Source organism: Sphingomonas sp. GV3, from assembly GCF_031082075.1.
GTDB lineage: Bacteria > Pseudomonadota > Alphaproteobacteria > Sphingomonadales > Sphingomonadaceae > Sphingomonas > Sphingomonas beigongshangi.
Genome location: NZ_JARWLE010000001.1, coordinates 3,088,595 through 3,108,198 on the forward strand (window position 1 = coordinate 3,088,595; position 19,604 = coordinate 3,108,198).

Sequence of the window (19,604 nt, forward strand, 5' to 3'; positions counted from 1 at the left end):
GATGCCGAAGCCTGGCGGCTTTGCTGCCTGGCGGAGGCTGGATGAGGGGCAAGCGCCGCGCGAGCCTTGCGGCGTGTAACCCTCACCCGCCCATCGCTGTTGCGATGGGCCCCTCCCTCTCCCACAAGGGGAGAGGGGTGTCAGGACCTGAGACAATGCTCCACTTCGAACTCGTCACGCCCGAAAAGCTGATCCGCTCCGAGGAGGTCCACATGGTCGTGGTCCCCGGCACCGAGGGCGATTTCGGCGTGCTGGAGGGGCATGCCCCCTTCATGTCGACGATCCGCGACGGCGCGCTGTCGATCTATCGCAGCGCGGGCGCACAGCCCGAGATCGTGCCGATCCAGGGCGGCTTCGCCGAGGTCAACGCCAAGGGGCTGACCGTCCTCGCCGAACACGCGGGGTGAGGCGGGCGGGGCTCCCGCCAGGCGGGCGCTGAAGTCGCGGCCCGCCCCGTCCGTCCTCGCCCTGTCTGTCCCGGCTCTGTCCGTCCCCGCTCTGTCCGTCATCGCAACCTTCGTCATTGCGAGCGCAGCGAAGCAATCCAGCGCCGGACCAGGACGCCCTGGATTGCTTCGCTGCGCTCGCAATGACGGATGAGAGCGAGGGCGGACCGCCTATGCCGCGAACAGCGACGGTGCCTTCAGCACGACGGTCGTACCGGCCGCATCCGTCACCGCATAGGTGAAGCCCGGCAGCAGGCAGAAGGCGCCGACCTCGCCCTGCGGCGACAGGGCAAGAAAGCCGACCTGCACCCCCTTGATCGCATCGCCGCGCAGCGCGGCGATATGCCGCACCACCTCCTCGCACGCCTTCTGCGGCGACAGGCCCGCGCGCATCGAGGCGACGACCCGCGCGCTGCCCGATACGCGCGTCACCTCCTCGCCCAGACCGGTCGAGGTCGCGCCGCCGACGCCGCGCTCGACGTACAGGCCCGCCCCCACCTGCGGCGAATCGCCGACGCGGCCGCGCATCTTGAACGCCATGCCCGACGTGGTGCACGCGCCCGCCATCCGTCCCGACGGGTCGCGCGCCAGCAGGCCGATCGTGTCGTGGTCCAGCGCGCCGCCACGGGGGCCGGCATGGGGCCCCCGCCTGTTCTCGAAATTCGCCTCCGGCTTGTACTGAGAGGTCTTGAGCCAGTCGCGCCACGCCTGCTCGGCGGGCGGGGTGAGCAGGTCGACCTTCGGAAAGCCCTGATCGCGCGCGAAGCGGGTCGCACCCTCGCCGACCAGCAGCGTATGCGGCGTCTTCTCCATGACGCGGCGCGCGACGGAGATGGCATGGACCGTATCCTCCAGCGCCGCGACGGCGCCGACCCCGCCGGCGTCGTCCATGATCACCGCGTCGAGCGTGACATGGCCGTCGCGATCGGGATAGCCGCCATAGCCGACCGAATGATTCTCCGGGTCCGCCTCCGGCACCATCGCCGCCGCCTCGACGATGTCGAACAGCGAGCCACCCGCGCGCATCTTCGCGAACCCCGCGGCATTGGCGGCGGCGCCGAAGTCCCAGGTCGACACGATCGTCGCGCGCGGCGTGGCGGCCCGTGCCGCGGTGCCCGCGGCCAGGCCGCTCGCCGCCATGCCGCCCAGGAACGTGCGCCGTGTCGTCATCTCTTCACCCTTTCAACGTCCTGCCGGACCCGTCCCTGCAGCGACCATGCCGCAGGGGCCATCGGCCCGACCGTGCGGCACGGCGGAACCGGGAACAACCCCGGCAAGACGATTCGCGCGGTCGTGGCGCGCGACTCACAGGAAATTGTACGGATCGACGTCGACCGTCACGCGCACTTTCGCCGGCCAGTCGAGCCCGCCCAGCCAGCCCCGGATCACGTCCTGCACGTCGAGTGCGCGGCGGGCGTGGACGAGCAGGCGGAAGCGGTGGCGTCCGCGCAGCATCGCGAGCGGGGCGGGGGCAGGGCCATAGACCGCCATGCCGTCGATGCGCGGCGCGGCGGCGGCGATGCTGCGCGCGATGTCGTGCGCGGCGGCCTGATCCTCGGAGGAGACGATGATCGCCGCATAACGGCCGAAGGGCGGCGCGCCGGCGTCCGCGCGCGCCTCCGTCTCGGCGGCATAGAAGGCGTCGGCATCGCCGGTGACCAGCGCCCGCATCACCTGCGCGGACGGACTGTGCGTCTGGATGAAGACATGCCCCGGTTTCTCGCCGCGCCCCGCGCGCCCCGACACCTGGCGGATCTGCTGGAAGGTGCGCTCGGCGGCGCGCAGGTCGCCGCCCTCCAGCCCCAGGTCGGCGTCGACCACGCCGACGAGCGTGAGATTGGGGAAATGATAGCCCTTGGTCACCAATTGCGTGCCGACGACGATGTCGATGTCGCCCGCCTCCATGCGCCCGACGAATTCCGCCGCCTTGGCGGGCGACCAGATGGTGTCGGAGGTGACGACCGCGACCTTCGCCTCGGGGAAGAGCGCGGCGACCTCGTCCGCGATCCGCTCCACGCCGGGGCCGCAGGCGACCAGGCTGTCCTCCGCGCTGCATTCCGGGCAGGCGCGCGGCGTCGGCATGACATGGCCGCAATGGTGGCAGGCGAGGCGGCGGGTCAGCCGGTGCTCGACCATCCAGGCGGTGCAATTGGGGCACTGGAACCGGTGGCCGCAATTGCGGCACAGCGTCAGCGGCGCATAGCCGCGGCGGTTGAGGAAGAGCAGCGACTGTTCGCTCCGCGCCAGCGTCTCGCCCAGCGCCTTGACCAGCTTCGGCGCCAGCCAGCGGCCACGCTCCGGCGGCTCCGCGATCAGGTCGATCGCCTCGATCGACGGCATTTCCGCCGGTCCGAAACGGCCGGGCAGCTTGAGCTCCTCGTATCGGCCGAGCACGACCTGCTGGCGCGTCTCGATCGCGGGGGTCGCGCTGGCGAGGATCACGGGGCAGCCCTCGAACTTGCCGCGCATCACCGCGACGTCGCGCGCATGATAGTGGACGCCCTCTTCCTGCTTGAAGCTCGTCTCGTGCGCCTCGTCGACGACGATCAGGCCGAGGTTGCGATAGGGCAGGAACAGGGCCGAGCGCGCGCCGACCGTCACCAGTGCCTCGCCGCTCGCGATCGCGCGCCAGGCGCGCCGGCGCTGGGTCGAGCGCAGGCCCGAATGCCACGCGACGGGCTCGCAGCCGAAACGGTCGTGGAAGCGCTTGAGGAACGGTTCGGTCAGCGCGATCTCGGGCAGCAGGACGAGGCACTGGCGCCCCTGCCGGATCGCCTCGGCCACCGCCTCGAAATAGACTTCGGTCTTTCCCGACCCGGTGACGCCGTCGAGCAGCGTCGGATGGAAATCGTGCGCGGCGACATGGCCGACCAGCGTGTCCGCGGCCGCCTGCTGGTCGGCGGACAGCGTCGGCGGGCCGAAGGCGGGGTCGGGGCGGGGGAAGGGGCTGTCGATGTCGACCTCGACCGCCGCGATCGCGCCGGCCTTCACCAGTCCGCGGATCACCGCGTCGGAGACGTCGGCGATCGCCGCCAGTTCGCGGATCAGCCCCTGCCGGTCGCCGATCCGCTCGAGCGCCTGCTCGCGCTGCGGCGTCAGGCGCGGCGGCACGTCGCCCGTCGCGCGATATTCGGTGACGGTGCGCGCGCCCTCCAGCGCGGATGTCGAGGAGAGCGTCATGCGCACCACGGCGGCGGGCGGCGCCAGATAGTAATCGGCGGTCCATTCGACGAGCCGGCGCAGCGCCGCACCGAGGGGCGGCGCGTCGGCGACCGCGAGCAGGTTGCGCAGCCGGTTGTCGCCGACCTCCGCATCCGACGGCAGCCGCTCCGGCTCCCACACCACGCCGATCAGCTGGCGCGGGCCGAGCGGCGCGACGACGATCGAGCCGGGCTCGACATGCATACCCGCGGGCACGCGATAGTCGAGCGGACCGAGGGCGGAATTGAGGACGAGGACGCGGGCGCGGGTCGACATGCGCGCTCCATATGGGGCGCGACGCGGGCCGAGGAAACCGCCTTATGCCGCCTCGCGGGCCCGGCGGTGGCGACCGATGCCGACGCGGCCGCGCTTCGCGGCATAGAGATCGCTGTCGGCGCGGCGCGCGAAATCGCGCAGCGACTGCATGTCGCTGTCGAGCGCGGCGATGCCGATCGAACCCGCGCTGGTCATGACGATGCCGTCCGCATCGACGGGGATGCGCAGCGTCGCCTCGATCCGTTCGCGGAGAAGGTCGGGATCGCGCGCGAGCGCGGGATCGCTGACGATCAGGGCGAATTCGTCGCCCCCGATCCGTGCAGGGTGGCACTGCGCGAGCCACGGCTGCCGCAGGGCCTGGGCCGTGCGGCGCAGCACCTCGTCGCCGGCATCGTGGCCGAGCGAATCGTTGATGTCCTTGAACCCGTCGAGGTCGACGAGCACGAGCAGCAGCGGCGTGTCGTCGCGACGGGCGCGCGTCATCGCGCGCTCCAGCTCGCGGTCGAACGCGGCGCGATTGGCGATACCGGTAAGCGCGTCGGTGTCGGCGGAGCGGCGCAGCTGCTGTTCGAGGCGATAGCGGTCGGTCACGTCCTGGAACACGCCGATGATCGCGGTGACGGTGCCGTCGACGATCTCCGGTTCGCCCATCGCGCGGACACGGATCTGGCGCCCCTTGGCGGTGATGAAGTCGGTCTCGTAGTCGAACGGCTTGCCTTCGTCGATCGTCGCCTGGATCACCGCCTGCACATAGTCGCGCGCGGCGGCGGGATAGAAATCGAGGGCGGTGTCGATCGTCGGCTGTTGCCCGAGCGGCACGTCGTGGATGCGGTAGACGTTCTCCGACCAGTCGACCTTGTATTCGGGCAGCGTCACGCGCCACGAACCCATCGAGGCGATGCGTTCCGCCTGACGGAAGATGCGATCCTTCTCGGCCAGCGCGCCGAGCAGCGTCTCGCCGCGCATGGCTATGTGCAGCGCGTCCTGTGCCGTACGCCGGGCCGTGATGAGCGATTCGGCGAGCGTCGCGAGGTGGACGAGCGCACCCTCGCCGGCGGCGTTGAGCGAGCGCGGCGCGACGTCCAGCACGCAGATCGTCCCCACCGCATGGCGCACGCCGTCGGCATCGCGCGCGTGGATCGGCGCCCCCGCGTAGAAGCGGCTGCCAGCGCTGACCAGCGGCGTCATCGCGAAGCGCGTGTCCGCCGTCAGATCGGGGATGATGACGGGAGCGTCCGTCGCGATGGTACGATCGCAGAAGGCGTCATGGCGGTCGATCTGCCGCGGCGCCGGGGCATTGCTGGCCTGGATCCAGACCGTGTCCCGATCGACGAGGTTTATCAGCGCGGTCGGACACCCCAGCATGTCCGCCGCGAGCGCGACGAGCGAATCGAATTCGCGGATCGGCTCACCGTCGATGAGGGCGAGGGCATGCAGGGCCGCGAGGCGGGCGTCCTCGTCGGCGTAGGCGTTCTTGCGGGTCGTGTTTGTCACCGGCAAAGCCATGATCACAAACGGTTAAAAAGGGCTTTGCAATGCGGTGAACATGGACGACATCGATCGGGCCATGGACCAGGAACAGCCCCCGTCGATGCGCTGGGCGGCGCACCTTTCGCACGACCGGCGGCGCTCCATCCACACGGTGCGCGCCTATCAGGCGGCGGCGGAACGGCTCGTCGCCTTTCTGCAGATGCATCGCGGCGAGCGGATCGACGCGGCGGCATTGCGTGCCGTCGACGCGACGGACCTGCGGGCCTTTCTCGCCGCGCGCCGCGCGGAGGGGATCGGCAATGCCTCGGCGGCGCGCGAACTGTCGGCGGTGCGCGGCTTCCTGACGTGGCTGGGCGCCGAGCCCCCGCGGATCAAGGGGCCGCGCGTGCGCAAGGGCGTGCCCCGGCCGATCGCGCCCGACGAGGTGGTGGCGCTGGCGGAGGCGATCGCGGACGATGCGCGCGAGGAGTGGACAGGCCGGCGCGACTGGGCTCTGCTGCTGCTGCTCTACGGCGCCGGGCTGCGCATCGGGGAGGCGGTGGCGCTCACCGGCGCGGTGCTTCCGCTCGGCGAGACCCTCGTCGTGACTGGCAAGCGCGACCGGACGCGAGTCGTGCCGCTGCTGCCGCAGGTACGCGCGGCGATCGAGGCCTATGCCGCCGCCGTCCCCTATGCGCTGGAGCGTGGCGCGCCTCTGTTCCGCGGCGTGCGCGGCGGCGCGCTGTCGCCGGGCATCGTGCGCAAGGCGGTGCAGGCCGCGCGCGGACGCCTCGGCCTGTCGGAGCGGACGACCCCGCATGCCCTGCGCCACAGTTTTGCGACCCATCTGCTCGGGCGGGGCGCGGACCTGCGCCAGCTGCAGGAACTGCTCGGCCATGCCAGCCTCAGTTCGACGCAGGTCTATACCGGCGTCGATGCGGCGCATCTGCTTGACGTCTATCGCAACGCGCATCCGCGCGCCTGAGCGCTACCGCCCACGCGGCTTCCACGTCGCGACGCGCCACAGATAGGCGCCCACCATCGCCGCCGTCAGCACGATGGCCGCCGGCCCGACGTAGCGATCGATCGCGGCGAAATTGGCGCCGAGATAATAGCCGGCACCTGCCAGCATCGTGTTCCAGATCGCACTGCCCGCGAAGGTCCAGACGACGAACTTCCAGCGCGGCATGCGCGTGATCCCGGCGGGAAGCGATATCATGGTGCGGAAGGTCGGCATGAAGCGGAAGACGAACACCACCCAGCCGCCGCGCTTGACGAAGAAGCGATGCAGCGCCTCGACATCGCGCCACTCCATCGTCAGCCACCGCCCTTGGCGCTCGACGAAAGGGCGGAAGCGTTGGTAGCCGACGCGCCGCCCGAGCGCATACCAGGCGTAATTGCCCGCCGTCGTGCCGGCGGTGCCCCAGGCGATCAGCGGTACGAGGCCCATGTCGCCGCGCGCCACCGCCATGCCGCCAAGGCCCATGATCACCTCCGACGGGATCGGCGGGATGATGTTCTCGAGCGCCATTAGCAGGAAGATGCCGATATACCCGCCCCGCGCGATCGCATCGAGGATGAATGCGGTCATGACCCGACGAACGACCGCGCCGTCCCGGACGTTCCGTCAGCCTTGCGCATGCCGTCAGCCGCGCGCCGCCACCCGACGTTCGATCGCGTCCCAGATCAGGCCTGCGACGTCCGTCCCGTCGAATCGCTCGATCGCGACGATCCCGGTCGGGCTGGTGACGTTGATCTCCGTCAGCCATTCGCCGCCGATCACGTCGATGCCGACGAAGAGCAGCCCGCGCCGCTTCAGTTCGGGCCCCAGCGCCGCGCAGATCTCGCGCTCGCGCGGCGTCAGTTCGGTCTTCTCCGCCGATCCGCCGACCGCGAGGTTGGAGCGTATCTCCCCCTCGCCGGGCAGGCGGTTGATCGCGCCCACCACCTCGCCGTCGACCAGCACGATGCGCTTGTCGCCCTTCGCCACCGCCGGCAGGAACGCCTGGATCATGTGCGGCTCGCGCCAGGTCTGGTTGAACACCTCGATCAGCGCGGACAGGTTGGCGCCATCGCTGCCGACGCGGAAGATCGCCTTGCCGCCGTTGCCGTGCAGCGGCTTGACGACGATCTCGCCATGCTCGGCGAGGAAGGCGCGCGCCTCCTCCAGGCTGCGCGTCACCAGCGTCGGCGGCATGAAGCGCGCATAGTCGAGGACGAAGACCTTCTCGGGCGCGTTGCGGACGCTGGCCGGGTCGTTGACGACCAGGGTGCGGTCGGCGATCCGCTCCAGCAGATGCGTCGCGGTGATATAGCCGAGGTCGAAGGGCGGGTCCTGCCGCATCAGCACGACATCGGCCTCGTCTCCCAGATCAAGGTTCACCGGCGCGTCGAAACGGAAATGGTCGCCCTTCGTGCCTGGGGCGGGCCGCTGGACCGTCACCGGATGCGCCTTCGCCCAGACGCGGCCGTCGCGATAGTTCAGCGCGTCGGCGGTGTAATGGAACAGGCGGTGGCCGCGTGCCTGGCCGGCGAGCATCAGCGCGAAGCTCGAGTCGCCCGCGATGTTGATGCTGTCGAGCGGGTCCATCTGGACGGCAACGGTCAGGGTCATGGGTCCTCCGGAACGGCGTGGCGAGCGGTCGAGGTAGGCGCCCGCGCGCCGCTTGTCAGTAGCCGATCCAGGCATTCTCGATATGCCGCGGCCGCATGCCGGGGGCGAGCAGGATGACGTCGACGCGCATGTCGTCACCCGCCGCGACGAAGCGCGGCATCAGCAGCTCCGCCGCGGCGGCGACGCGTGCCAGCCGCCGCTCGTCGATCGCGCTGTCGAGGTCGGCGGCGCTCGCCCGCGTCTTCACCTCGACGAAGGCGACCAGATTGCCCTTGCGCGCGATGAGGTCGATCTCGCCCGCCGCGGTCCGCACGCGCCGGTCGAGGATGCGCCATCCCTTGAGGCGCAGCCACCATCCTGCGAGCCGTTCGCCGCGTCGGCCGGCGGCTTCCGCGGCTTGCCGGGCGGGCGTCGGGGGGCGGCGGGACGGCGGGGTCATGCGACGAGGCTGCGCCATCCCGACCGTCGCGGCAAGCGTGGCGTTTGCGCCACAGCGATAACCAAATAGTACCCAGCCTAGGCAATGGTCATTCAAATGTATTGACTGACAAGACCAATGGGAAAAGATTGCGGGCTTGTTGCTGACCTTTTCCTACAAAGGCGGCGAGAAGGGGTGTCGAACATGTCACGTCAATCCAAGATCTCCACGCTTGCGCTCGCGGTGGCGATGCTCGGCGGCGCACCGGCCCTGGCCCAGCAGAAGCCTGCGGGCGGTACTGCGCAGACCGATACCAATGGCATGCCCGTTGCGGACGGCACGACGCCCGGCGACACGGTGCAGGCATCCGCTGCGGATCGCGCCGCGGCCATCGACGGCGCGCCCGCGCGCTCCGACCGTGGCAATGGCGAAATCGTCGTGACCGGGACGCGGATCGTCCGCCCGAACCTCACCGCGGCCGCCCCGATCACCTCCGTGACCTCGGCGGACATCCGCGCGCAGGCGCCGCTCAACGTCGAGGAGGTGCTGAACCGACTGCCGCAGGTCGCGCCGGACAGCCAGCAGAACTATCAGGATTCGGATGGCCGCCAGCGCATCAAGCTGCGCAGCCTCGGCTTCGAGCGCACGCTGGTGCTGGTCGACGGCAAGCGCCTGGGCACGCAGAATGGCGAGGATACCAATATCATCCCGGTTACGCTGCTCGACCGGGTCGACGTGCTCACCGGCGGCGCCTCGTCGGTCTACGGTTCCGACGCCGTGGCCGGCGTCGTCAACTTCATCATGAAGCAGAATTTCACCGGCGTTCGGGTCGATGCCAACTACAATTTCTACGATCACGTCAACCGGTCGAACGTCGTCAGCCAGACCGCGCAGGCTTCGGGATTCTCGCCGCTGCTCGGCCATGTCAACGACGGCGGCCGTGCCGACCTCACGCTGACCGCCGGCACGTCGCTGTTCGACGGCAAGCTGAACGTCGAAGGCTTCGTCAACTACAAGCACGCCGATCTCGTGCCCTACGACGCGCGCTCGACCTCGGCGTGCCAGTTGCTCCAGACGGGCAAGGACGGTCCGCTCAGCTGCTCGCTGTCGACCTATTCGGTCAGCGGCTACGTCCGCCCGCTCGCCGGTGCCAATGCCGGCACCGCCTATGTCAACGATCCGAACGGGACGCGGACCTTCGTCCCCTACGGGATCGGGGCGGGCAATGCAGCCAATCCCTATGACGGCTATTCGTACCAGCGCCAGGACGAGCGCGTGAACGCGGGCGGCTTCGTCACGCTGAAGCTCGCGCCGGAATACGAGGTCTACGGTTCCGCCCTGTGGTTCCGCGACAAGTCGATCAACCGCGTGCCGACGCGCGTCTTCGCCGCCGCCAACTACGGCTCCGATCCGTTCCAGGTGAACTGCAACAACCCGTTCCTGTCGAGCCAGCAGGCGGCGATCATCTGCGGCGCGGCGGCGGGGACCAGTGCGCTGGCGCCCGTCGACATCCGGTATCGGTTCAACGCGCCCTATCTGGACGACGTCTACACGAACAGCGCGATCCGGGCGACGGGTGGCCTGCGCGGCAAGGTCGGCGATGCCTGGACCTATGACGTCGGCGGCGTCTATGCGCGCAACCAGCAGATCTGGAATTCCTCGCGCCTGCCCGACTTCGGCCGGATCAACAACGCGCTGAACGTCGTCAACGTCAACGGCACGCCGACCTGCGTGTCGGGGGGCGCCTGCGTTCCCTTCGACGCCTTCTCGGCCGGCAACGGCAACCAGGCGCTGATCGACTATATCTACGGCGGGCAGGGGCCCGCGATCCAGAAGACCGTCGGCATCCTGTACGACGTCCAGGCGAACATGACCGGCGACCTCGGCAAGTACGGCATCACGTCGCCGCTCGCGACCGATGGCCTCGCCTTCGCGCTGGGGACGGAATATCGCAAGGACCGCCAGTTCTCGCAACTGACGCAGGGCTTCATCGACGATTACGGCGGCAGCCCGTCGGACCTCAGCCAGGATGTGTGGGAATCCAACATCGAGGCGCAGGCGCCGCTGGTGCAGGATCGTCCCTTCGCGCACCTGCTGCAGGTGAACGGCGGTTATCGCCTGTCGAAGTACAGCAGCAATCCGAACCGCTTCACGACCTGGAAGGTCGAGGGCATCTACGCGCCGGTCAGCGACCTGACCTTCCGCGCCTCGTTCAACAAGGCGCAGCGCGCGCCGACGGTGGTCGAAGCCTATCAGGCGTCGAACATCAGCTTCTCGCGACAGGGCGGCTCGCAGAACGACTTCTGCGCGCCGGTGCCGCGCCAGATCGCCGACCCGAACAACCCCGGTCGGACGATCACGACGACCACGCCGCTCGCCTCGCCGGCGGTCTGCGCGGCGACCGGCCTGTCGCCCGCGCTCTATGGCAGCCCGACCTTGCTCTGCCCGAACGACCAGTGCACAGTGCGCTCGGGCGGCTTCACCGCCGATCCGGAAACCGCCTACACGCAGACCTATGGTCTGGTGGTGAAGCCGCGCTTCATCAGGGGGCTGGTCTTCTCGGTCGACCGCTACCGGATCAAGATCAACAACTCGCTCGGCTATAACGACGACAGCTACTATACCGACGGCTGTCTGCGTTCGAACGGCAACCCGTTCTTCTGCTCGGGCATCGTGCGCGCCGCCAACGGCACGCTCTATGCCGCGGCATCGGGCAATCCGACGAGCGGCTTCATCCGCGCCGGCACCACCAATTATTATTTCTCGATCGCGCGCGGCTGGGATTTCCAGGGCACCTACACGCTGGGTCTGGGCGGCGCGGGCCGGATGGACTTCGACTTCAACGGCTCGATCACGACCTTCGCCGGTGGCCAGGATTCGCCGCTGCAGCCGATGCGCAACTGCACCGGCTATTTCGGCAACGGTTGCAGCCAGCTGATCCCGAAATGGGCGCACGGCCTGCGCGCGACCTATTCGACCGCGGACAGCTTCCTCAACGCGTCGTTCAACTGGCGCTATGTCGGCGCGCTGACCAATGCCAACAACGCGTCCGACCCGGCGATCAGCGGCGCCAACGCGGCCAATCCGACGCCGGCGCAGACGACGTTCTACCGGCTCGCCCCGGTCAGCTATTTCGACCTGGCGCTGACGTTCAACATCGCCAAGCGGTTCGCCTTCCGCGTGATCGCGAACAACCTGCTCGACAAGAACCCGCCGATCATCCCGAACTCGTACAACGTGTCGCTGGCGCGCAACAACACCATCCCGCAGCGCTACGACTCGCTGGGCCGCCAGATCGCGATCGGCACGACGATCCAGTTCTGATGCCGCGCCGGTCCCCGCCCGCCCGGCCGGCGGGCGGGGATCATCCGTCCTTGAGCGCCAGCGCGCGCGCGTAGAGCGTCTTGCGATCGAGGCCGAGCCGCTTCGCCACCTCGCCCGCCGCCTTGGCGAGAGGCAGGCGGGTCATCGCCTCCGCGAGCGCGGCGTCCGCATCCTCGATCGTCGAGGGCGCCGCTTCGCCGGGCGGCGCGACGACGACGACGATCTCGCCCTTGGGCGGCGCATCGGCGTAGCGGGCGGCGAGCGTCGACAGCGTCCCGGTCACCGCCTCCTCGAACTTCTTGGTGATCTCGCGCGTCACCGCCGCCTCCCGGTCGCCGAGGCCCTCGGCCAGCGCCGCCAGGCAGGCGGCCAGCCGCGGCCCCGATTCGTACAGCACCAAAGTCGCCCGCACCGCCGCGACCTCGGCGATGGCGTCGCTGCGCGCCTTGGCCTTGGGCGGCAGGAAGCCGAGGAACAGGAACCGGTCCGTCGGCAGGCCGGCGAGCGTCAGCGCGGCCACGGCGGCGCAGGGGCCGGGGATCGTCACCACCGCATGCCCCGCCGCGCGCGCGTCGCGGACCAGCTTGTACCCGGGATCGGAGATCAACGGCGTCCCCGCGTCGGAGACGAGCGCCACTGCCTCGCGCGCCATGCGGGCGACCAGGCCCGGCCGCACGCCCTCCGCATTATGGTCGTGATAGGGCAGCATCGGCCGCTTGATCCCGATATGGCGGAGCAGCCCGGCGGTGACGCGGCTGTCCTCCACCGCGATCACGTCGGCACGGGACAGGATGTCGGCGGCGCGCGGCGACAGGTCAGCAAGATTGCCGATCGGTGTCGCGACGATGTAGAGGCCTGGATCTAAAGCATTCACGGGAGCGGTCATGGCAGAGGCGGGAACGATTGGACAGCCTGCGGGCAGGCTTGGGCGCTGGCTGGCGATCGCCGCGGCGGCGGCGCTCGCCGCCTGTTCGACGGTGGTCCCGCGCGGGCCGGTCGAATCGCCCGAGCAGCGGCCGGTCCGCTCGCAGGCCAACCGTCCCGCACCGGCGGTCGAGCCCGGCCTGCCGCGCGACACGCAGCGCAACCGCGTTGCGCTGCTGGTACCGCTGTCCGGGAGCAACGCCGGCGTCGGCCGCTCCATCGCCAATGCGACGATGCTGGCCGTGCTCGACACGGGCACCGACAAGGTCCGCATCACCAACTACGACACCGCCACCGGCGCCGCCGCCGCGGCGCAGCGCGCGATCCAGGAGGGCGCGCAGCTGATCCTCGGGCCGTTGCTGGCCGACGACGTCCGCGCCGTGGCGCCGGTCGCGCATGCGGCGGGCGTACCGGTGCTCAGCTTCTCCAACGACACCACCCTGGGGGGCAACGGTACCTATCTGATGGGCTACGTGCCGTCGCAGTCGATCGCGCGGGTCGTCGCCTATGCGCGCGGCCGCGGCGTCACGAGCTTTGCCGGCCTCGTCCCCAACGGCCTCTATGGCGAGCGCGCCTCGACCGCCTTCCTGCGCAGCGTCGAGGGGGCGGGCGGACAGGTCGTCTCGCTCCAGACCTACAGCCGGACGAGCGGCGGGGTGCAGGCGGCGGTGACGCGACTGGCGGCGAAGGCGCCCTATGGCGCGGTGCTGATCGCCGACGGAGGGCCGACCGCCGCCGCCGCCGCGCCCCTGGTGCGGCGCGGCGCGGGCGCGGACACGCGCATCCTCGGCACCGAATTGTGGAATTCCGAAAGCGGTATTGCCGCCAGGCCCGGCCTGTCCGGCGCCTGGTTCGCCAGCGTCGGCAATACGCTCTATCGCCAATATGCGACCAAATACCGTGCCCGCTACGGCGCGGCGCCGTATCGCCTGTCGAGCCTGGGCTATGACGCGGTGCTGCTGACGGTCCGGATCGCGCGGGACTGGCCCGTCGGCCGCCCCTTCCCCGAGAGCCGGCTGCGCGACTCGGACGGCTTCGCCGGGATCGACGGCGCCTTCCGCTTCGGGCGCGACGGCGTCGCCGAGCGGGCGCTGGAGGTGCAGGAGATCCGCGACGGCACGACGGTCACGGTCTCGCCCGCGCCGACCGGCTTCGGGGGGTAAGGGCCGGCGCCGCCCTGATCCAGCCGCGCCGGATCGCGCTTCAGGCAGCTGCTTCGTCCGCCACCACCAGCGGCAGGATCGCGTCGAGCAGCAGTGCGCCCGCCTCGGTGATCCGCAGCCGCTCGCCGTCGCGCACCGCCATGCCCTGCGCGACCAGCCGGTCGACGGCGCTGTCGACGACGGGTGCCTGGCCCCCGGCGAGCGCCGCGACATGCGCCAGGTCGACCCCCTCGTGCAGGCGCAGCCCCATCACCAGCGCCTCGGTGGCGCGTTCGTGCGGCGTCAGACAGGTTTCCGCCTCGATCCCGTGGCGGTTGCGGGCGACCGCGGCAAGCCAGTTCTCCGGCTTGCGCCGCCGCTGCGTCGCCATGCCGCTGCGCCGCCCGTGCGCGCCCGGGCCGATGCCGGCATAGTCGCGATAGCGCCAGTAGGTCAGGTTGTGGCGGCTCTCCGCGCCCAATCTGGCATGATTTGACGTCTCATAGGCGGGCAGGCCGGCAGCGGCGGTCATCTGTCGCGTCGCCTCGAACAGGTCCGCCGCATCGTCGCCGTCGGGCAGCGTCAGCCGGCCCTTCGCGGCCTCGGTGGCGAAGCGCGTGCCAGGCTCGATCGTCAGCTGGTAGAGCGACAGATGCTCGGTGCCGAACGCCAGCGCGCGCGACAGTTCCGCCTGCCAGGCGGCCAATGTCTGGTCTGGGCGGGCGCAGATCAGGTCGATGCTGACCCGCGCGAACGTCGCCTGCGCGACATCGAGCGCGCCCAGCCCCTCCTTCACGTCGTGCGCACGGCCGAGGAAGCGCAGCGCCGCATCGTCGAGCGCCTGCAGGCCCAGCGACGCGCGGTTCACCCCCGCGGCCGCAAGGTCGGCGAAGCGCGCCGCCTCGACCGACGACGGATTGGCCTCCAGCGTGATCTCGACATCCGGCTCGTGTGGCCAATAAGTCTGCGCGGCGTCGAGGATCGCCGCCACTGTCGCCGGCGGCATCAGCGACGGCGTGCCGCCGCCGAAGAAGACCGAGCCCAGCGTCCGCCCCGGCAGCTGCGCCGCCTCGTGCGCCAGATCCGCAAGCAAGGCGTCGCGCCACGCCGCCTGGTCGACCGTGTCGCGGACATGGCTGTTGAAGTCGCAATAGGGGCATTTCGAGACGCAGAACGGCCAGTGGACGTAGAGCGCGAGCGGCGTCTTGTCGGGGGTCATGGTGGCGCCGATATGGCGGCGATGTGGTTCAAACGCCAGCATCTCGCCATCGCCCTGCTGTTCCTCGCCAGCGCCTGCGCCCAGCCTGGCCCGGAGCGCGTCGTCGAGCGGCGCGAAACGCAGGCGCCGGCGGCGCGGGGCGAGGCGCTGTTGCGCGGGGCGGTCATCGACAGCCACAATGTCGCCCGCGCGGCGGTCGGCACCCCGCCGATCGCGTGGAGCGACGCGCTCGCGGTGTCGGCCAGGGCCTATGCCGAGGAGATGGCGCGCACCGGCCGCTTCGAACATGCGCATCAGCCGATGGGGCCCGGCCGCCAGGGCGAAAACCTGTGGACCGGCACGCGCGACGCCTATGACTATGCGGAGATGATGGGCCACTGGCTCGCGGAGCGGAAGGATTTCGTCAACCTGCCGGTCCCCGCCGCCAGCCGCACCGGGACGTTCGGGGACGTCGGCCATTATTCCCAGATCGTCTGGCGGGGCTCGACCGAGGTCGGCTGCGCGCTCGCCAGCAACGCGCGCGACGATTATCTGGTCTGCCGCTACAGCCCGCCCGGCAATGTCGTCGGCTGGCGCGCCTATTGACCTTTGCCGGCGCCTTCGGCGTCCGGGATGACCGCGGTCGTGTAGGGGACGTACACCCGCCAGCCGATCGTCGCGTACAGCGCGCGGCCCATCGGCGTCGCCGTCAGCACCTCGCGCGCGGTCGGGTCCCGGCGTGCCGCGGCCAGGGTCCCCATAAGCGCGCGGCCCAGCCCGCGGCGCCGGTGCGCCTCCCCCGTGACGATCCGGTCGTAGCAGAAGACGCCGCCGTGCTCGGCCGCGAACCCGCGCGCCACCGGGCGGCCGTCCTGCGTCACCAGATCGACACGCGTGACGGCGCCGCGCCGCTCCACCATGGCGCGATAGCCGGCCGGGATCGCTGGCGCGGGGCCGGGCGCCGCGCGCACCATCATGCAATTGGACGGCAGGATCGACCAGCGCGGCGGCAGCAGCGCACGCAGCGCCGCCGCATCGGCGCAGAGCTTCACGAAGACGCGCGGCGCCTCGATCGACCCGGCAAGGGCCACCAGGCCCTCACCGGCCGCCGCGAAGACGTAGCGGCGGCGCTCCTCCGCATCGTCGGTGTCGACGCGCCAGCCGCCATGGTCGGCGACCGGCGCCGGCAGGCCGCGCGACAGCGAGCGCGCGGCGAGCCAGCCGCGGACGAGGTCGGGATCGACGGCGGCCTCCGACCCCGGCACCGGGTCAGAACACCGCGTCGGTCAGCTGGCGGAACGCATCGGCGCGGTGGCTGATCGCGTTCTTCACCGCCGGATCGATCTCCGCGAAGGTCTGGTCGTAGCCCAGCGGCTGGAAGATCGGGTCATAGCCATGACCCTTGTCGCCGCGCGGCGGCCAGACGATGCAGCCGTCGACCCGGCCCTCGAACCATTCGACATGACCATCGGGCCAGGCGAGTGCCAGCGCGCAGATGAAATGCGCCTCGCGCGGCGTTTCCGGCTCTTCCGACAGACGGTCCTCGACCAGGCGCATTGCCATGCCGAAATCCTTGTCCGGCCCCGCCCAGCGCGCCGAGAACAGGCCGGGATCGCCGCCCAGCGCCTCGACGCACAGGCCGCTGTCGTCGGACAGGGCGGGCAGGCCCGACAGGTCCGCCGCCGACAGCGCCTTCAGTTCCGCATTGGCGACGAAGGTCGTGCCGGTTTCCTCCGGTTCGGGCAGGTCCAGTTCCGCCGCCGACAGCAGCTCGACACCATAGGGCGCGAGCAGCTCGCGGAATTCGGCGACCTTGCCCTGGTTGTGGCTGGCGATCACCAGCTTGCCGCGCTGGAGCTTGCGGATCGCCTGCGGCTGCGGGCCTTCCCCGCTCACGCCGTCACCGCCCGGTCCTGCGCGGCGAAGATCTCGGCGCAGCCCATCCGCGCGAGGCGCAGCAGGCGCAGCAGCGCCTCCTCGTCATAGGTCGCGTGCTCGGCGGTGGCTTGCGCCTCCGCGATATGGCCGTTCTCGAGCAGCACGAAATTGGCGTCGGCGTCGGCGGCGGAGTCCTCGATATAGTCGAGGTCGAGCACCGGCGTGCCTTGATGGATGCCGCAGCTGACGGCCGCGACCTTCTGCTTGATCGGGTCGACGGTCAGCTTGCCCTCGGCGAGCAGGCGATTGACCGCAAGGCGCATCGCCACCCAGGCGCCGGAGATCGACGCCGTCCGCGTGCCGCCGTCCGCCTGGATGACATCGCAGTCGAGCGTGATCTGGCGCTCGCCGAGCAGCTTCATGTCCATGACGGAACGCAGGCTGCGGCCGATCAGGCGCTGGATTTCCTGCGTGCGGCCGGACTGCTTGCCCTTCGCGGCTTCGCGGCTGCCGCGGGTGTGCGTGGCGCGGGGCAGCATGCCGTATTCGGCGGTGACCCAGCCCTCGCCCTTGCCGCGCAGGAAAGGAGGCACGCGCTCTTCGACGCTGGCGGTGACAAGCACGCGCGTGTCACCGAAGCCGATCAGCACTGATCCTTCCGCGTGGCGGGTGAAATGCGGCTCGATCGTAATGGCACGCATCTGGTCGGGGGCGCGTCCGCTGGGGCGCATTCGGATCTCCTTATCTGGTCAGTCGCGGCGATAGACCGGACGGAAAGGTGACGCCAGCCGTTGCCGCTCGGGCTGTCGTTACGCGCAGGTTCGTCACCCCCAGGCCCTCCGTCACTCGGGGCCTCCGTCACCCGGCGGCTTCCGTCGCTCCCGCGCCCTTCCTTCATTCCCGGGCCCCTCGCCGTCATTCCCGCCCTCGCGGGAATGACGGTGACGGGGCGAACCTGCCATTCCCTATTGCGCGCCCCCTTCGTCATCCCGGCGAACGCCGGGACCCATGGTTGCGGAACGCCGGTTTCGTGCGAGACTGCGACCCCATCGCATCCATGGGTCCCGGCGTGCGCCGGGATGACGAAGGGGGAAACGGATGCGCGGAAGAGGGAACGTCATGCACGGAAGGGGAGACGGATGAGATGAAGAGCGTGATCCAGGCGATATTGGCCGCGTCGGCCGCCTTGGTCGCCACGGCCGCGGCGACGACCGGCGCCACCGCCGCCGCGTCGCGGCCGGGCCCCGAGCGCATCGTCTACGAAACGGGGCCGTGTTTCGGCTTCTGCCCGTCGTATCGCGTCACCGTGTCCTCGACGGGGGAGGGGCTTTTCGAGGGCGGCCGCTTCACCGCGGTGACCGGGTCGCAGCGCTTCCGCGTCACCCCGGCGCAATTCGCGGCCTTCCGCGACCGCCTGCGCGGCGACCGGCCGAGGTCGGAGCGCCTGCTCGGCGGCAAGCCTGCCTGCCGCACCATCGCCACCGACCAGATCACCGTCGACGTCCGCTGGGCGGGCGGGGCGGCGCCTCCGTCGCATCTGCACGCCTATTTCGGTTGCGACATGGACCTCAACGCGGCGCTGTTCCGGCGGCTGGCGGACGCGCCGAAAGCGCTGCCGATTGCCGACTTTATCGGCACGACACGCCGTCCTAAATAGGAGGCATGGCTCCGCCCGTCACCGAACTGACCGATCGCGCGCGCGACATCTTCCGCGCGGTGGTCGACGGCTATGTCGAAAACGGCATGCCGGTGGGGTCGAAGACGATCGCCGCGGCGTCGGGCCTCAACCTGTCGCCGGCATCGATCCGCGGCGTCATGCAGGAGCTGGAGGAGCTGGGCCTGCTCGCCAGCCCGCATACCAGCGCGGGGCGCATCCCCACCGAGCGCGGCCTGCGCCTGTTCGTCGACGGCATGATGCAGGCGCTGGAACCGAGTGCGGAGGAACGCGCGGCGATCGAGGCGCGCGCCGGCGCGGGTGGCCCGGTCGAGGAGGCGCTGGCCGCGACCACGGCGGCGCTGTCCGGCCTGTCCGCCTGCGCGGGGCTTGTGCTGGTGCCGAAGCGCGAGCTCGCGCTGCGCTCGATCGGCTTCGTCGCCCTGTCGCCGACGCAGGGCATGGCGGTGATCGTCAGCGAGGACGGCTCGGTCGAGAACCGCGTCATCCGCCTGCCGGCGGGCATGAGCCCGTCCGCTTTGGTGGAGGCGGGCAATTACATGACCGCGACGCTCGGCGGCCTGACGCTGGCGGAGGCGCGGGCGCGCATCGAGCGCGAGATGGCGGAGGAGCGGGCGATGCTCGACGGCGCGGCACGCGCGCTGGTCGAACAGGGGCTCGTCGTATGGAGCGAGGACGGCGCGCGCCGACCCGTGCTGATCGTGCGGGGCCAGGGGCGTCTGATCGATGCGGCGGCGGCGGCGGACCTGGAACGGGTGCGCGACCTGCTCGACGACCTCGACGGCAAGCAGGAGATCGCCGCGCTGCTCGACAGCGCGCGGGCCGGCGACGCGACGCGGATCTTCATCGGTGCGGAGAACAAGCTGTTCGCCTTGTCGGGCTCGTCGGTGATCGCGCGACCGTTCCGCGGGCCGGGTGGGCGCGTCGTCGGCGTGGTGGGGGTGATCGGCCCCACGCGGTTGAACTATGCGCGCGTCGTGCCCATGGTGGATTTCACGGCGGCAACGCTGGCCCGACGCATGGGCTGAAGAACAGGGA

At 70.5% G+C, this 19,604-nt stretch carries 18 protein-coding genes; 7 read left to right on the forward strand and 11 right to left on the reverse strand.

Annotated elements, in window-relative coordinates; all coding sequences use genetic code 11:
- Positions 1–155 precede the first annotated feature (155 nt).
- A complete protein-coding gene (locus RF701_RS14545; protein ID WP_203308477.1) occupies positions 156–407 on the forward strand; it encodes an ATP synthase F1 subunit epsilon in 252 nt (83 codons plus the stop codon).
- A gap of 210 nt (positions 408–617) precedes the next feature.
- On the opposite strand, the gene RF701_RS14550 is transcribed toward RF701_RS14545, so the two are convergent.
- The 3 genes from RF701_RS14550 to RF701_RS14560 form a co-directional block, all read right to left on the reverse strand.
- Positions 618–1,616 carry a N(4)-(beta-N-acetylglucosaminyl)-L-asparaginase gene (locus tag RF701_RS14550; protein ID WP_210356925.1) on the reverse strand — a complete coding sequence of 333 codons (999 nt, stop codon included), beginning with the start codon at positions 1,614–1,616 and terminating at the stop codon, positions 618–620.
- Positions 1,617–1,751: 135 nt separating this feature from the next.
- Entirely contained in the window at positions 1,752–3,923 is a 2,172-nt protein-coding gene (locus RF701_RS14555) for a primosomal protein N' (RefSeq protein WP_308815378.1), read from the reverse strand.
- A gap of 42 nt (positions 3,924–3,965) precedes the next feature.
- On the reverse strand, positions 3,966–5,417 hold the full coding sequence (locus tag RF701_RS14560; protein ID WP_308815379.1) for a diguanylate cyclase domain-containing protein: 1,452 nt from the start codon (positions 5,415–5,417) through the stop codon (positions 3,966–3,968).
- Positions 5,418–5,514: 97 nt separating this feature from the next.
- Here RF701_RS14560 and RF701_RS14565 point away from each other — a divergent pair, with 97 nt between their 5' ends.
- Entirely contained in the window at positions 5,515–6,378 is an 864-nt protein-coding gene (locus RF701_RS14565) for a tyrosine-type recombinase/integrase (RefSeq protein WP_374758656.1), read from the forward strand.
- 3 nt (positions 6,379–6,381) lie between these two features.
- Here the strand turns inward: RF701_RS14565 and RF701_RS14570 are convergent, their stop codons facing one another.
- From RF701_RS14570 to RF701_RS14580, 3 genes are read right to left on the reverse strand one after another with little or no spacing between them, the layout of a single operon-like run.
- Positions 6,382–6,984: a DedA family protein gene (locus tag RF701_RS14570; RefSeq protein ID WP_308815381.1), complete on the reverse strand. Its 603-nt coding sequence runs from the start codon at positions 6,982–6,984 to the stop codon at positions 6,382–6,384.
- 54 nt (positions 6,985–7,038) lie between these two features.
- On the reverse strand, positions 7,039–8,007 hold the full coding sequence (gshB, locus tag RF701_RS14575; RefSeq protein ID WP_210356921.1) for a glutathione synthase: 969 nt from the start codon (positions 8,005–8,007) through the stop codon (positions 7,039–7,041).
- A gap of 55 nt (positions 8,008–8,062) precedes the next feature.
- Positions 8,063–8,446: a YraN family protein gene (locus RF701_RS14580; protein WP_210356920.1), complete on the reverse strand. Its 384-nt coding sequence runs from the start codon at positions 8,444–8,446 to the stop codon at positions 8,063–8,065.
- 183 nt (positions 8,447–8,629) lie between these two features.
- Here RF701_RS14580 and RF701_RS14585 point away from each other — a divergent pair, with 183 nt between their 5' ends.
- Complete coding sequence (locus tag RF701_RS14585; protein WP_308815382.1) at positions 8,630–11,749, forward strand: TonB-dependent receptor domain-containing protein; 3,120 nt, start codon at positions 8,630–8,632, stop codon at positions 11,747–11,749.
- A 40-nt stretch (positions 11,750–11,789) separates the two neighbouring features.
- Here RF701_RS14585 and rsmI read toward each other — a convergent pair whose 3' ends face one another.
- A complete protein-coding gene (gene rsmI / locus RF701_RS14590) occupies positions 11,790–12,635 on the reverse strand; it encodes a 16S rRNA (cytidine(1402)-2'-O)-methyltransferase (RefSeq protein WP_308815383.1) in 846 nt (281 codons plus the stop codon).
- On the opposite strand from rsmI, the gene RF701_RS14595 reads away from it, so the two are divergent.
- Complete coding sequence (locus RF701_RS14595; protein ID WP_308815384.1) at positions 12,634–13,836, forward strand: penicillin-binding protein activator; 1,203 nt, start codon at positions 12,634–12,636, stop codon at positions 13,834–13,836. The genes rsmI and RF701_RS14595 overlap by 2 nt on opposite strands.
- A 40-nt stretch (positions 13,837–13,876) precedes the next feature.
- Here RF701_RS14595 and hemW read toward each other — a convergent pair whose 3' ends face one another.
- Entirely contained in the window at positions 13,877–15,034 is a 1,158-nt protein-coding gene (hemW, locus tag RF701_RS14600; protein ID WP_308815385.1) for a radical SAM family heme chaperone HemW, read from the reverse strand.
- Between the two features lie 12 nt (positions 15,035–15,046).
- Here hemW and RF701_RS14605 point away from each other — a divergent pair, with 12 nt between their 5' ends.
- On the forward strand, positions 15,047–15,619 hold the full coding sequence (locus RF701_RS14605) for a CAP domain-containing protein (protein WP_203308466.1): 573 nt from the start codon (positions 15,047–15,049) through the stop codon (positions 15,617–15,619).
- Here the strand turns inward: RF701_RS14605 and RF701_RS14610 are convergent.
- Genes RF701_RS14610 through rph form a run of 3 tightly spaced genes read right to left on the reverse strand, consistent with a single transcriptional unit; the run spans position 15,613 to position 17,622 of the window.
- The gene (locus RF701_RS14610) at positions 15,613–16,278 is read right to left on the reverse strand and encodes a GNAT family N-acetyltransferase (protein WP_308815386.1); all 666 of its coding nucleotides are present in this window, start codon (positions 16,276–16,278) and stop codon (positions 15,613–15,615) included. The two genes, RF701_RS14605 and RF701_RS14610, sit on opposite strands and share 7 nt — an antisense overlap.
- A 4-nt stretch (positions 16,279–16,282) precedes the next feature.
- On the reverse strand, positions 16,283–16,909 hold the full coding sequence (rdgB, locus tag RF701_RS14615; protein ID WP_308815387.1) for an RdgB/HAM1 family non-canonical purine NTP pyrophosphatase: 627 nt from the start codon (positions 16,907–16,909) through the stop codon (positions 16,283–16,285).
- Positions 16,906–17,622, reverse strand: a complete 717-nt coding sequence (gene rph / locus RF701_RS14620; RefSeq protein ID WP_203308463.1) for a ribonuclease PH — start codon at positions 17,620–17,622, stop codon at positions 16,906–16,908. The genes rdgB and rph overlap by 4 nt, the downstream gene beginning before the upstream one ends.
- 413 nt (positions 17,623–18,035) lie before the next feature.
- Between rph and RF701_RS14625 the strand changes: the two genes are divergently transcribed.
- Together RF701_RS14625 and hrcA are read left to right on the forward strand one after the other, a co-directional pair.
- On the forward strand, positions 18,036–18,548 hold the full coding sequence (locus tag RF701_RS14625; RefSeq protein ID WP_308815388.1) for a DUF6438 domain-containing protein: 513 nt from the start codon (positions 18,036–18,038) through the stop codon (positions 18,546–18,548).
- Between the two features lie 5 nt (positions 18,549–18,553).
- Complete coding sequence (hrcA, locus tag RF701_RS14630) at positions 18,554–19,594, forward strand: heat-inducible transcriptional repressor HrcA (protein WP_203308461.1); 1,041 nt, start codon at positions 18,554–18,556, stop codon at positions 19,592–19,594.
- Positions 19,595–19,604 lie beyond the last annotated feature (10 nt).